10 protein-coding genes are annotated in these 13352 nt (G+C 67.7%); 8 read left to right on the top strand and 2 right to left on the bottom strand.

Annotated elements, in window-relative coordinates:
* Positions 1-37 precede the first annotated feature (37 nt).
* Positions 38-3883, bottom strand: a complete 3846-nt coding sequence (locus DEI97_RS02755; protein ID WP_220039198.1) for a TIM-barrel domain-containing protein — start codon at positions 3881-3883, stop codon at positions 38-40.
* 177 nt (positions 3884-4060) lie between these two features.
* Complete coding sequence (locus DEI97_RS02760; RefSeq protein WP_111074850.1) at positions 4061-4783, bottom strand: CPBP family intramembrane glutamic endopeptidase; 723 nt, start codon at positions 4781-4783, stop codon at positions 4061-4063.
* 156 nt (positions 4784-4939) lie between these two features.
* Here DEI97_RS02760 and DEI97_RS02765 point away from each other — a divergent pair, with 156 nt between their 5' ends.
* The 8 genes from DEI97_RS02765 to DEI97_RS02800 all read left to right on the top strand — a co-directional run bounded on the left by DEI97_RS02765 (position 4940) and on the right by DEI97_RS02800 (position 13350).
* Positions 4940-6382: a tyrosine-protein kinase domain-containing protein gene (locus DEI97_RS02765; RefSeq protein ID WP_111074851.1), complete on the top strand. Its 1443-nt coding sequence runs from the start codon at positions 4940-4942 to the stop codon at positions 6380-6382.
* 16 nt (positions 6383-6398) lie between these two features.
* Complete coding sequence (locus tag DEI97_RS02770) at positions 6399-7343, top strand: beta propeller repeat protein (RefSeq protein WP_146248135.1); 945 nt, start codon at positions 6399-6401, stop codon at positions 7341-7343.
* On the top strand, positions 7337-8800 hold the full coding sequence (locus tag DEI97_RS02775; RefSeq protein WP_258376702.1) for a sugar transferase: 1464 nt from the start codon (positions 7337-7339) through the stop codon (positions 8798-8800). The genes DEI97_RS02770 and DEI97_RS02775 overlap by 7 nt, the downstream gene beginning before the upstream one ends.
* Positions 8801-8855: 55 nt before the next feature.
* On the top strand, positions 8856-9686 hold the full coding sequence (locus DEI97_RS02780) for a glycosyltransferase (protein ID WP_111074853.1): 831 nt from the start codon (positions 8856-8858) through the stop codon (positions 9684-9686).
* A complete protein-coding gene (locus tag DEI97_RS02785; protein WP_181439240.1) occupies positions 9683-10579 on the top strand; it encodes a glycosyltransferase family 2 protein in 897 nt (298 codons plus the stop codon). Before DEI97_RS02780 ends, DEI97_RS02785 begins: the two co-directional genes overlap by 4 nt.
* 65 nt (positions 10580-10644) lie before the next feature.
* The gene (locus DEI97_RS02790; protein ID WP_181439241.1) at positions 10645-11820 is read left to right on the top strand and encodes a lipopolysaccharide biosynthesis protein; all 1176 of its coding nucleotides are present in this window, start codon (positions 10645-10647) and stop codon (positions 11818-11820) included.
* A complete protein-coding gene (locus DEI97_RS02795; protein ID WP_146248136.1) occupies positions 11817-12695 on the top strand; it encodes a glycosyltransferase family protein in 879 nt (292 codons plus the stop codon). Before DEI97_RS02790 ends, DEI97_RS02795 begins: the two co-directional genes overlap by 4 nt.
* 103 nt (positions 12696-12798) lie before the next feature.
* Positions 12799-13350, top strand: a complete 552-nt coding sequence (locus tag DEI97_RS02800) for a CatB-related O-acetyltransferase (RefSeq protein WP_284158317.1) — start codon at positions 12799-12801, stop codon at positions 13348-13350.
* Positions 13351-13352 lie beyond the last annotated feature (2 nt).

Here is a 13352-nt window from a genome sequence, read left to right on the forward strand (position 1 = left end):
CCCGCCGTCGTCTGCATCGTGGTGCCGTGCCGCGGACCTACTCGGCCCGACGGTGGCGTCGTCGCCGCTGTGCCAGCAGCAGCCCGCCGGCGGTGAGCAGCACCAGGGCGAGGACCCCGATGGGCACGACGTTCGCACCCGTCCAGGCGAGGGCGCCGTCGCCGGCGGGGGACGAGCCTCCCGGCTGGGTGCCCGCACCGCCGGAACCCGGGCCGGCACCGGCGTCGGCACCCGGCGCGGGAGCAGGCGAGCCCGGCGCGGGAGCAGGCGAACCCGGCCCGGGCGACGGCGAGGCCGTCGGCGGAGCGGTCGCCGCCGCCGCCGTCACCGTGAACCCGACCCGAGCCAGCACCACGCCGCCCACCGACGCGGACACCGTGACTCGCCCGGAGGCCGTGGCCGGCACCGCCAGGTCGCTGCGGAACGTGCCGTCGGCACCGGTGCGGACGGTCACCTGGCCACCGAGCGCCGGCGTCGTCGACAGCGTGACCGTCGCCTCCGCCGGGAACCCGGAGCCGGTCACCGTCTGCGTGTCACCGGCGGTGACCGTCGGCGCGGCGACCTGGAGGCTCGGCACCGCAGCAGCGACCCTCGAGTACCGCACGATGGTCCGGTCCGTCACCGAGCGCTCGGCGACCGGCACGGTGATGGTGCGGCTGTCGGCGTCGTACGTCCATTCGGACGCGGCGACGGGAGTCCCGTCGATCGTGACGGAGGCGGGGCGGTCGGCGTCGGTGAACGTCGCCGTCCACGAGCGGTCGCGCACCTGGCCGGTGAACGAGCCGTCGGCCGGGGCGATGTCGAGCGTGCCGCCGTCGGCCTGCTGGGTGAACCGCATCGTGGTCGACGCGGAGTTGCCCGCGGCGCGAGCAGAAGAGGCCGCCGCGGTCGGCTGACCCTCGCCCGAGTCCTCGTGCAGGGCGAAGGTGCCGTCCGCGCCGGTCGCGACCGTCACCGTGACCGCGTCGAGCGGTGCGGCGTCGTTCGCGACGTGGTGCGAGCGGGTCGGGACGATGCCGCCGCTGCGGACGAACACCGGCATGGTGGTCAGGTCGGTCGTGACGTCGGCCGTCGTGCCGCCCTGGTAGGTCGTGCCGGTGAACCAGTCGGTCCACGAGTCGCCGGCCGGGAACCAGACCGAACGCGTGGCCTTCCCGGTGTCGTCGTTCGCGGTGGTGACGGGCGCGACCAACACGTCCTTGCCGTAGAGGTACTCGGAGCCGGCCTGGGCATAGGACTCCTGCGCCTCCGGGTACTGCAGGTAGAGCGGCTGCAGCATCGGGGTGCCGGTCGCCGAGGCGTCGGCGGCCAGGGTGTACGTCAGGGGGAGCAGGTCCTCGCGGAGGTTGAGGAACTGCTTCGCCGACGCGTTCGCCTCGGCCGGGTACTGCCAGGGCAGCCGGTCGCTGTGGTTGCTGTGCAGGCGGTCGATCGGCTGGAACGCACCGAACTGCACCCACCGGGCGTACATGTCGGCCGGCAGCTGGGTCGTGCCCGGCTCCTTGCCCTCGATGCCGTACTGCGCACCGTTGTGCCCGCCGATGTCGTGGCTGATCGCGGACAGGCCGGTCGCTGCCGACTCACCGGGCGTGTAGCCGACCTGGGCGGCGAGCTCGTCCCACGAGGACGTGGTGTCCCCGGTGAAGTGCACGGTGGTGCGCTTGTCGGCCCAGGGTCCGGTCGGCACGGCCTGCGGGTTGCCGTAGCCGCCCGCGGTCAGCGAGCCGTACGCGCGGGAGAACGCCAGACCGCGGCCCTTGAGCTGCTCGTCGGTGTACTTCGCGTACTGCTGATTGATGAACGCGTCCGGCGTCACACCGTTGGCGGAGTACTTCGAGTTCTCACTGCAGCACCAGTCGAGCCACCACATGTCGACGCCCTCCGGCTGTAGCGAGGTGTGCAGGTCGAAGTAGGCCTTGAGTTGGTCGGGGTCCGACCAGTCGAACAGGTAGCGGTCGCCGTCGCCCTTGGTGAGCTTGCCCTTCGCGGTCGCCTGCGCTGCCGCGAACTCCGGGTCCTTGCTGGAGATCGACGGGTGGATGTTGAGGGTGTTGTGGATGCCCTCGGCGTGCCAGTCGGCGAGCAGGCTCGTCATGTCAGGGATCCGGGCCGGGTCGACCGACCAGCCGTCCCACTTGCTCTCGCCCTCGTTCGTCGGGCTGCCGGTCTTGTAGTCGGTGTCGATCGCCATGACGTCGACGGGGACGCCCTCGTCCTGGAAGCGCTTCGCGATGTCCAGGTAGTCCTGCTGCGACCGGTCGTAGTACTCGGAGTACCAGACGCCGTACGCCCACTGCGGCAGGAGCTTCGAGGGGCCGGTCAGGGTCGCCAGGTCCTTCAGCGCGGTCGTGTACGCGGTGCCGTACCCGAAGACGTAGCCGTCCTGGTAGCCCTCGCCACCATGGTCGCCGCGGGGCGTGGTCTGCTCGGTCGCCGGGTCGTACAGTGCCGAAGCGGTGTCGTCGAGCAGCGACCAGCCGTCCTGGTAGAGCAGGCCGGGGTTCGTCTTCGCGGCACCGTTGGCGGTGTCGAGGTCACGCCGGTAGCCACCGAGCGGAGCGTGCGCGGCGAGGACGGGCGACGCGGTGTCGACGACCGCGATCGTGTCGAAGTTCACGTTGCAGTTGGCCGCCACGGTCGGACAGCCGATCGCGATGTCGTTCGCGCCGGCCGCCAGGTGTACGGGGACCGTCACGGTGTTCCAGTAGTCCCAGCCGCTGGTGCGGGGGAGCTCACCGGTCGTGGCGGTCTGGCCGACGGGAGCAGCGGTCAGTGTGGGCGTGCCGGCCGACCCGTTGGCGTACCGGACCTGCAGCGCGTAGTCGCCCGCGGCCGGGACCCCGGTGACGTGCGCGGTCATCTGGGCGCCGGCGCGCTCGAACCCGGCGACGAAGCCGTCCCCGGCGAAGCCGTTGTGGTTCGTCGCCACGGTCGCGGGGTCGCTGCGTGCGGCGTCCTCGGCCTGGCAGACGACGCCGAAGGCGCAGTCCTGGCCGGCGGACGCTGCGGTCGGCGCCGGGTAGGCCGCACCCGAGGGGACGATCGCCAGGCTGTCGACGTTCACCCGACCGGAATCCGCGTCGCCACGGACGACCTTCACGGTGTGCGGACCGGCGGTCAGGTCGAGGGCTGCGGTGGTCTGCTTCCACTCGTCCCAGTTCGCGCCGGCCGGCAGGCTCAGGGTGACCGGGGCCCGGTCGTCGACGACGATGCTCAACGTTCGGGTCTCGACCTTGCCGTCGCCGCCCTGGTTGTTGGCGTACCGCATGGCCAGGTCGTACGACCCGGCCGTCGCGACTTCGGTGCGGAACGTCATGGAGTTGCCGACGTTCTCGAACCCGGCGGCGAAGCCAGCGCCCGTGTACCCCTTGTGGTCCGTCGCGTTCGCCAGGCCCTGCAGCGCGAGTGCCTCGCCCTCGCAGAGCGTGCCGATCGCACACGAGGGCGTCCGTGCCGTGACCCACGGGGAGCCGGTGACGGCCTGGCCCGCGGAGATCTTCAGCGTCACCCGGAGGTTGTCCTGGCTGAAGTCGCCGGTGCCCTGCCGGTACTGCACGGTCATCGACCCGGTGTCGAGCGTCAGCCAGCCGTCCTGCACGGTCTTGGTGAACGGCGTCGGGGCGAAGTCGTCACGCCCGACCACGTTGAACGTGCCCTGGTCGGTGAACTGCCCGTCGCCCGCGTACTCGGTGCGGATCAGGGTGGGGGAGAGCACCTGGAAGCGGGCCTCGCCGGACACCACGGTGCGGGCGTCGGGAGCGGCGGCTGCCGGCAGGGCGGAGATGCCGAGCCCGCCGAGCGCGAGCGCTCCGACGACGGCTGTGGCGAGTGACGACCCGAGGAAGCGACGGCGCCCCCGGCTCGAGATGAGAGTGGGACGCAAGGGATGGGCTCCTCGTGGACGACGTCGTCCGGTCTGATCGGTGGCGCGGGCGCCCCCTAGGCGCCCGCGTTACAACGTGGGAAACTGTAGGGCCTCATAGCTCCTGCATGGAAGACCGCAAGGAGGATGGCCGCCGTCGACGGCGCTCAGCGGATCAGACGGGAGGCGCGGGTCGGCTCAGCGAGGCCAGGTCGCGACGACCGCCACCGCGTTGAAGAGCACGTGCGCCATGATCGCGCCGCCGATGCGGTTCGTCATCGCGACCAGGGTGCCGGTCAGCGACCCGAGCACGAAGATCGTCAGGAACACCCGGAAGCCCTCGAGCTGCGTCCCGCCGGCACCGAGCAGGACGTGCAGGACCGCGAACAGGAACGCGGTGAGGAACACGGCCAGGAACCGCGTGCGCGGGGTGAGTTCGGCGGCCATCCGGCGCTGGAAGAGCCCACGGAAGAAGACTTCTTCGAGGAACGGACTGACCAGCACGATGCCGATGGCCGACACGATCAGCAGCGTCTCGTCCGGGGTCCCGAGCGTCGGCGCCGGGGTCAGGCCCGTCGAGCCCGTGAACGCCAGGCCGAGGAACACGTCGAACACCCGGCACAGGATCACGATGCCGATCGCGAAGATCGCGTCCCCGAGTCCCAGTCGCAGGCGAGCGGCACGGTCCGTGCTCGCCGATCGGCGCAGCACCCAGACGATGCCCGCGACGAGCGGCAGCCAGACGGCGAAGTCGGCCACCAGGACCTGCATGACGGGCGGCTGGATCTTGCCGGCGGTGTTGAACCCCGACGCGACCCGGGCCAGGATCACCGCCACCCCCAGCGCGACCAGCAGGATCACGAGGTCCCGCTGACGGCTGGTGTCGGGCTCGGCGTGGGTCACGTCGGACTCGGTGCTCATGGGCTCACCGTAGAGGACGGGAGGCCCAGAACGGCCGATACAGCCGAGCGTTGCTCGATCATGTGGCACTATTTGAATGCCGTACACCGGGACATCCCCGGGCACTCGTGTTGGGACCACGGGCGAGCGGCGGGATCGTCGGGGAAGGCGGGCCGCGTGGAACTACGCGACTACATCACCGTGCTACGTAAGGGATGGGTCCTCATCCTGGTCTTGGCACTCGTCGGAGTTGCCGCTGCCGCGGGCTTCTCCCTGCTCAAGAAGCCGGTGTACTCCGCTTCGGCGCAGGTCTTCGTCTCGACGGAGACCTCGGGCAGCGCGAGTGACTTGGCTCAGGGGAACACCTTCACCCAGCAGCGCGTCCTGACGTACTCGAACCTGGTGTCGACGCCGATCGTGCTGCTGCCGGTCATCTCGAAGCTCCAGCTCGACATGAACGCCGACCAGCTCGCGACGATGGTGTCCGCGACCGCGCCGACGAGCACGACCCTGATCTCGATCAGCGTGAACGACACGGACCCGGTGCAGGCGGCGAACATCGCGAACGCGACGTCGCAGAGCCTCACCAACGTCGTCGAGGACATCGAGGCCACCGACGCCGACGGCAAGAGCAGCGTCAAGCTCACCCGCGTGAAGCAGGCCGACGTGCCGAGCGTCCCGGTCAGCCCGAACGTGCCGGTCAACGTCGCACTCGGCCTGCTCGTCGGGCTCGCGCTCGGTGTCGGCATCGCCGTCCTCCGCGAGACGCTGGACAACCGCGTGCGTACCGAGCAGGACGTCGAGAAGATCAGCGACAAGCCGGTCGTCGGTGGCATCGCCTTCGACAGCAAGGCCTCGGAACGTCCGCTGATCGTGCAGGTCGACCCGCGCAGCCCGCGTGCCGAGTCGTTCCGCACGCTGCGCACCAACCTGCAGTTCCTGGACATCGGCACCGGCGCCCGAACCTTCGTGATGACGTCGTCCGTGCAGTCCGAGGGCAAGAGCACCACGGTCGCCAACCTGGCGATCGCGCTCGACAGTGCCGGCTTCCGCGTGATCCTCATCGACGCCGACCTGCGCCGTCCCCGCGTCGCCGAGTACATGGACGTCGAGACCAACGCCGGTCTGACCGACGTGCTCATCGGCCGTGCCGAGCTCGAGGACGTCGCCCAGCCCTGGGGCCGCGGCAACCTGGTCGTCCTGCCGGCCGGACAGATCCCGCCGAACCCGTCCGAGCTGCTCGGGTCCCGCGCCATGCAGGACCTCATCGAGCGGCTCGAGGGCGAGTTCGACTACGTCCTGTTCGACGCCCCGCCGCTGCTGCCCGTCACCGACGCGGCGATCCTGGCGAAGAAGGCCTCCGGCGCGATCGTCGCCGTGGCCTCGGGCAAGACGCACAAGGGCCAGTTCGCCGCTGCGGTCTCCGCGCTCGAGAGCGTGGGCGCGCCGATCGCCGGCTTCGTCATCACGATGATGCCGGTCCGCGGCCCGGGTGCCTACGGCTACGGCCGGTACGGCTACGGGTACGGCTACGGCATCGAGGACGAGGACACACCGAAGGTCAAGCCGCCCAAGCGCGGCGGGAAGAAGCTCGGCGCCCTGAGTCGCGCCGAGCGCTGAGACGAGGTCGGGGGACATGGACACTCGCCGGGGGACCCGAAACCTCGGTTCGTCGCTCACGCGGACGACCCTGGTCTGGGTCGCCATCGTGATCGTCGTGCTGGTCGTCATCGACATCGCACTCGTCACGCTCGCCCTGGGGCGCACCGCACCGAACTCCGGTGACCCGGCGGGCCCGATCCCGACCTTCTCCAGCTCTCCGCGCTCCAGCGAGAGCGCGTCCCCGACGCCGAACGCGTCGGCAGGTGCGGCAGACGCTGCGTCAGCCCGACGTCTGCTGTCCGCCATCGACGGCAAGGAGGCATGGCGAGCCTCCAGTACGTCGTGTTCCGTTGACAAGCCGGTGCTGGAGCACTCGGTGGACGGCGGGGCGACCTGGGTCGCGGTCGCCCTCGGCGACGACGTGCGCACCCTGACGGGGCTGCGTGCCACCACCAGCGGCGTCTCGATCCTGACAGGGGTCGGCGACGACTGCGCCATGACCGTCCGAACGAGCACGGACGACGGTGCCACGTGGTCAGCCGGTCAGCCGGGCGCCGCCGGTGCCGGGGTCAGCGACGCCGCCCTGCAGCTGCAAAGCGGCCGCTCCGACTCGCCGTGTGCCGACCCGGTCGACGTCTACCAGGGGCAGTACACGACGCTCGTCGCATGCGCGGACGCCATCGCTTGGCGGAGCGGGACCGGGTCGTGGGTGACGGCACCGATCGGCGGGATCCACTCCATCGCCGACGCCGGCAACACCTACACACTCGCGCGCACCGGCGGTGCGACGTGCGCCGGCGTCGAGATCGCGAGCCTGGCGGCCGTGAAGGTGACTGCCTCGTCGACGGTCAGCCCCGTCGGATGCTGGACGGGGGGCGCGAGCAGTGGGCCGGTCGCGATCGGTCTCGCAGACAAGAACCTGTGGGCCTGGTCGGGCGACACGGTCGCGGTGTCTGCGGACGGTGGTGCTTCGTGGTGACGGTGACCGAACGGACCGCTCGACCGGAGCTCGGCTGGGAGAACACCTACGCCCGTCGATTGGTCATCACCGACGCGCTTGCGCTGATCTGGGTGGCGTTCGGCGTGCAGATCGCGTGGTTCGGGTTCGACAGCCGGCAGGTCGCGGGCAGTTCGGCCGACCTGGCCGTCGGGTACTCGGCCGTCTCGATCCTGATCGTCGTCGCCTGGCTGATCGTGCTGGCGCTCTACGACACCCGTGATCCGCGCTACATCGGCACCGGCGCCGGTGAGTACCGACGAATCGTCGACTCGGCAATCCGGTTGTTCGCACTCGTGGCGATCGTCGCGTATGCCTTCAAGCTCGAGATCGCCCGCGGGTACATCTTCATCGCGTTCCCTCTCGGCGTCCTGCTCCTGCTGCTGACGCGTTGGATGTGGCGCCAGTGGCTCAACGCACAGCGCCGGAGCGGCCGCTACTCCGCCACGGTCGTGCTCGTCGGGTCCACCGGATCAGTCGAGCACATCGCCCGCGAACTGATGCGGCACCCAGAAGAGGGCTACCGCGTCGTCGGTGCCTGTGTCCCGACCGGTCCCGTCGGCGGGACGCTCGGCACGACCGGGGTCCCCATCCTCGGACGGATCAGCGACGCTGTCGTCGCACTGCGCAGCATCGGTGCCGACACCGTGGCCGTGACGAGTTCGGACGACCTGGGCGCGCAAGCGGTGCGTGAACTGAGTTGGGAACTTGAGGGCGGGCGCGAGCACCTGATCGTCGCTCCGAGCCTGACCGAGATCAACGGCCCGCGCATCCACACGCGTCCCGTCGCCGGCCTGCCGCTGATCCACGTCGAAATGCCCCGTTACGAAGGCACCACGCTCTTCATGAAGCGTGCGTTCGACGTCGCCGGATCGGCGCTGCTGATCATCGCCCTGTCGCCGCTGTTGATCGTGTTGGCACTCGCCGTGCGGTTCACCAGTGCGGGCCCGGTGCTGTACCGCCAGGAGCGCGTCGGCCTCAACGGCCAGCCGTTCGACATGCTCAAGTTCCGGTCCATGCGCGTCAATGCCGACGACGAGCTCGTCGCGCTCCTCGCAGCGCAGGGCAAGGGAGACACTCCGTTGTTCAAGCTGGAGAACGACCCGCGCATCACCTCGATCGGTAACGTGCTCCGCAAACACTCGCTCGACGAGTTCCCGCAGCTGTTCAACGTGCTGTTCGGCTCGATGAGCCTGGTCGGACCGCGGCCCCAGCGCGAGGGCGAGGTCGCGCTCTACGACGCCGCAGCACGCCGTCGGCTGTTGCTCAAGCCCGGCATGAGCGGCCTGTGGCAGGTCGGCGGACGGTCGTCGCTCGGGTGGGAAGACGCCATCCGGCTGGACCTGTACTACGTGGAGAACTGGTCGCTGACCGGGGACATCGTCATCCTGTGGCGGACGGTGCGAGCGGTGTTGGCGCCGGGGAAAGAGGCCCATTGATGATTGAAGCCGGACCGGTGTGCGCGATGGTCTCCGACAGTGATGAGGCCAGCCAGTGACGCGTCCCTTGAAGTCGGTCAGATGGCACATCGTCACCGTCTCCTACAACAGCGCACGAGACCTCGGCGACCACTGGGCAACCGTCGCCCTCCCGGACGGGGTCCGCTGGACAGTCGTGGACAACGCTTCGAACGACGATTCAGTCGAGATCGCCCGCAACCTCGGTGCGACGGTGATACCGCTGGAGCGGAACATCGGATTCGGTGCGGCGAACAATGTCGGGGCGCGCAGTGTCGAAGCCGAGTACATCGTGTTCGCTAACCCGGATGTCTTGGTGGACACATCGACCCTGTCATCGTTCGAGACGACGTTTTCCACAGGGGATGACCTCGTCCTCGCCCCGCAGCTGCTCAATCCGGACGGATCCGCTCAGCCGTCCGGGCGAAGCTTCCCGACACTCGCTTCAAAGCTCAAGAATCGGCTTCCTGACGCAGCAAGGCGGGACTACCAGATCACGGCTCGCGAAGGTGAACAACGGTACGTCTCGTGGTTCATCGGGGCTGCCGTTGTAATGACCATGAAGACCTACCGGCTGCTTCCGTGGGACGAACGCTTCTTCGTCTACTACGAGGATTCGGACCTCGGGCTCCGGGCATGGAAATCAGGCCATCGGGTGGTTCTCGACGGATCCATTCGATGGATCCATGCGTGGGCCCGCGAGACTGCCGGCTTCAACCCTCGGGCCTGGAAGCTGGAGATCGCGAGCATGGCGAAGTTCTACTCGCGATACCCGCATCTCTTGCTCCCGAACAGGATCGCAGCATTGTTTCACCCCGAGCGTCGTTACGTTGGCCGTCTCGTCGGCGACGTCGAGGTCGGCCGATGAGCGGGTACCCAAGACCGCGGCTCACGATTGTGTCTGTCCTTTTTGGCGGTGCCGACACACTTCGAGAGACGCTTCCCACGTGGCGCGAGTCCCTGACTGCGGACGTCGAGGTCGTGTTCGTCGACCACAGCGCGCGGGCCCTCGATGTCGATCTCGGTCTCGCCCGCTGGGCTCGCTACGAATGGAACCCTGAGAACCCCGGGTTTGCCGCTGGTGTAAACCGCGCTGTTCACTTGGCCAGGTCCGACCGGGTGTTCTTACTCAATCCGGACGTCTTTCTCACCGAGGAAGCGCTCCGCGCGGTGGTCGAGGAGCAAAGCGATGGCTTGCTTGCCGTGGCCCTCCGTACTGACGGTCAGGTCCACGTTGGCATCGAGTACTCGTGGTGGGGCTTCTGCCGAGATCGTACGAATCTCGATCGACATCTGGTCGGTCCGAGCGGTGGGGCAGCAGTCTTCCCGAGCGATCTCGTCCTGCGCAGTCACCCGTTCCCTGACCATCTCTTCGCCTGGGGGGAGGACGCCGAGTGGGGACTAGGACTGTGCGCGAGCGGCATCATCACGCGAGAGCTGAAAGGCGTGGTGCTCGAACACGTAGGTGGTCACTCAGTCGACAACCCGCGCGGTCAGCAGCTCAAAGCAAGGCTGCTCGTCCGGAACCGCATCGCGACGTTTCGGCGGGTCCTCGGGCTTCGTACCAAGCTGTCCATCGGCGCACCCTTCTTCGCCGCGATCGTTGTCAACCTGGCGCGGAAAGTGATGCAGGGGACCGCTCGGGCATACATTCGAGGAGTTCTCGAGGGCCTGCGGCTTCCGTTGCCACCATTGGACGGCCCGAAGCTCAGTTGGGCGCAGTGGAAGCGTTTCACGGCTGATGGCGGTGAGCGAGGATGAGTAATCGCGACACGTCGCTAGCGGAGTCCGCGCCCGTTCGTCGGGGGCCGGTGAGCCGTCAGGTCGTGATCCTCATCGGATCACGGGGTCTGGCCGCCGTGCTCCAATCGGTCTCTTTCATGCTGCTGAGCAGGGCCGTGGATCTGCGGACGTTCGGCGTGATCGGTGTCGTCACGGCCATTGCGGGCTTTGCGTTGCTCGTCAGCGACCTCGGAGTGACCGCCACCCTCTCGCGAGCACGGGCCCGTCAAGACCACGCGCTGGTTCGTGGAGCGCTGCAGCTCAACGACGTCGTCACGGTGGTCAGCGCCGTACTGTTCGGCGTTGCAGCTGGTTTCGCGGCTGCACCCGGCGTTGCACTTGCGATCTTGGCGGTCTCGCTGACCGTCGAGCGCAACGTCGAGACGCACCTCAGCGTCTTCTACGCGGACGGTTCGCGCTTCGTTCCCGCGGTGTCGATCCTCGGTCGCCGCTTGCTCATGCTGGCCGTATTCTGGGGTTCGCTCCAAGCATCCGTGGACGGCGCACTCGCATTTGCGATCGCGCAACTTGCCGGGGCGACGTTCAGCCAGGTGCTGCAGCGCATCACGCTTGCCCCATTGTCGCGAACCGCATCTCCGCTCGGCCTGGGCACGGTGTTCAGAGGATCGTGGCGGTTCTGGGCGAGCTCAGTACTCAACCAAGTTCGTATCCTCGACTCCGCCATCGTCGGCGCCTTCGCTTCGGTTGCCAGCGCGGGCCTGTACGCAGCAGCCCAAAAGCTGGTGAACCCGTTGCTCCTGTTGCCCGCATCACTCTCTCAGGTCATCTTGCCTGCGGTGGCTCGGGATCGCAGCAACGTCCGGCGGATCACGAAGCGAGTCTGTGGCCTGTTCCTCGGCACATACGTCGTGATCGTCCCTGTCACGTTCTTCGCACGCGGTCTCCTCGATCTTCTCTTCGGTAGTCCCTACGGAGACGGCGCATCGATCCTCGTCTGGGCAATGCTGGGCTTCCCGATGCTTGCGCTCTCTGGCCCTCTTGCAGCAATCCTCCAAGGGCTTGGCGACGAGGGGTTCGTGGCGCTCAACGGCGCGCTCTTCGCGGTCGTAGCACTCATCGCGATGGTCGGGGGCGCCATCATGTTCGGCCCCACCGGTGTAGCCGCCGGGATGACGATCGCCTACACGCTCCGTACGCCGGTCCTCGTCGTCCGGATCTTCCGGTCCGATCTTCGCCGTTCAGAAAGCGTTCAGCCGTGATGGAGAGAAGCGTCGAGAGCGGCAAGCCTGTCACTGGTCCTCAAAGGGCAGGCATCTCCCTGGCAGTTGTTGTCGTCCGTTACAAAAAAGCCATTCGCGACATGCCCGTTGTGCAGTATGCCGCAGCGCTTGAGTCGGACACGAAGATCAGGTGGATCATCGTGGACAACTCGCCGGCCGAGGCAACGATGGATGACAGGGCGGGTCTTCCCGCCAACTCGCGGTACATGTGGCTCGGCGCGAACCGCGGGCTGCCCAAGGCCTACAACGCTGCACTCACGCATCTCGACGAGTCGACGACCCACATCTGTTTCCTCGACCAGGACACCAAGGCGGTCGGGACGTACCTACAAGCCATTCTCGACCGAGGTGATTGCGGCAGCGACATCGTCCTGCCTGTCGTGGTGTCCGGGGCCGTTATCCTTTCTCCCTGCAGGAGAACTGGCCCCTGGTACAGACCTGTCAGATGGCGGGGTGCGATCCCTGGCCCAATGAGCTGGATCAACAGCGGCATGGTCGTCAGCGCCAAGGTGTTCGCCTCCACGCGATTCGACGAGCGGTTGTTCCTCGACTACGTCGATCATCGGTTCGCGCTCGACGCTCAGCGTGCCGGTGCTTCTGTGGACGTCCGGTGGGACCTGGCGCTCGAGCAGGACTACTCCCGTGAGACTGATGACGTCGATGCTGCTTACCGTCGGTACTTGATCTTTCGTGATGACTTGCGAACGTTCTATGGTCCGGGCGTCTCCGGGCGTCTTTGGGCGATGGGGCTCACGCTTCGCCGCGCACTGGTGGCTACGAAGAAGTACCGGACAAGGCGGTTCCTCGCCGCTTGGACCTCAGGAAGGCGGACGGCGGATGCCGCGGAGCGGTAAGAGTGCGTTGTGGAAGACGAGTAGACGCCTTCTCCACCACATGAGATTGGAATCGCACCGATTCCGCTGGTACGGATCGAACCGGCACAACGAGACCTTCGCTGTGAATCAGTTCCGACGCGACCACGTCGAGGTCGGGAACTTCACCTACGGGCCGCTCAGAGTCATCGACGGTGCTGCTTCGAGCAGACTGCGCATTGGCTCCTTCTGCTCCATCGCTGAGGACGTCACGTTCGTGCTCAACGGGGACCACCCTCTCGACCGGCTTTCGACATTTCCGTTGCGCGCCTTCGTCCTCGGGGAGCAGGAGACTGTGCAGTCTCGCGGAGACATCGTCCTCGGAGACGACGTCTGGATTGGACACGGCGCTGTGATTCTCTCTGGCGTGACACTGGGTCGCGGAAGCGTCATCGCAGCAGGATCGATCGTGACACGTGACGTCGCGGACTATGCGATCGTCGCCGGCAGTCCTGCGCGTGTAGTCCGTTCTCGATTCGGAGCGGACGTCCTCGAAGCTGTACGGAAGGTGGACATGAGTCGCCTGAACGAGCCCTTCATCCGTCGGAACCTCGAGATGCTCGAGGCATCTGTCGATGCGGCGTCGGTCGACGAGATCCTTCGTGCTCTCGGTTCAGGGATGGGTGGAACGACATGAGG

The organism is Curtobacterium sp. MCLR17_032 (assembly GCF_003234795.2).
GTDB lineage: Bacteria > Actinomycetota > Actinomycetes > Actinomycetales > Microbacteriaceae > Curtobacterium.

Coding starts and splice junctions, on each gene's coding strand:
- DEI97_RS02760 (WP_111074850.1), bottom strand. CDS start 4,783: ATGAGCACCGAGTCCGACGTGACCCACGCCGAGCCCGACACCAGCCGT.
- DEI97_RS02770 (WP_146248135.1), top strand. CDS start 6,399: ATGGACACTCGCCGGGGGACCCGAAACCTCGGTTCGTCGCTCACGCGG.
- DEI97_RS02785 (WP_181439240.1), top strand. CDS start 9,683: ATGAGCGGGTACCCAAGACCGCGGCTCACGATTGTGTCTGTCCTTTTT.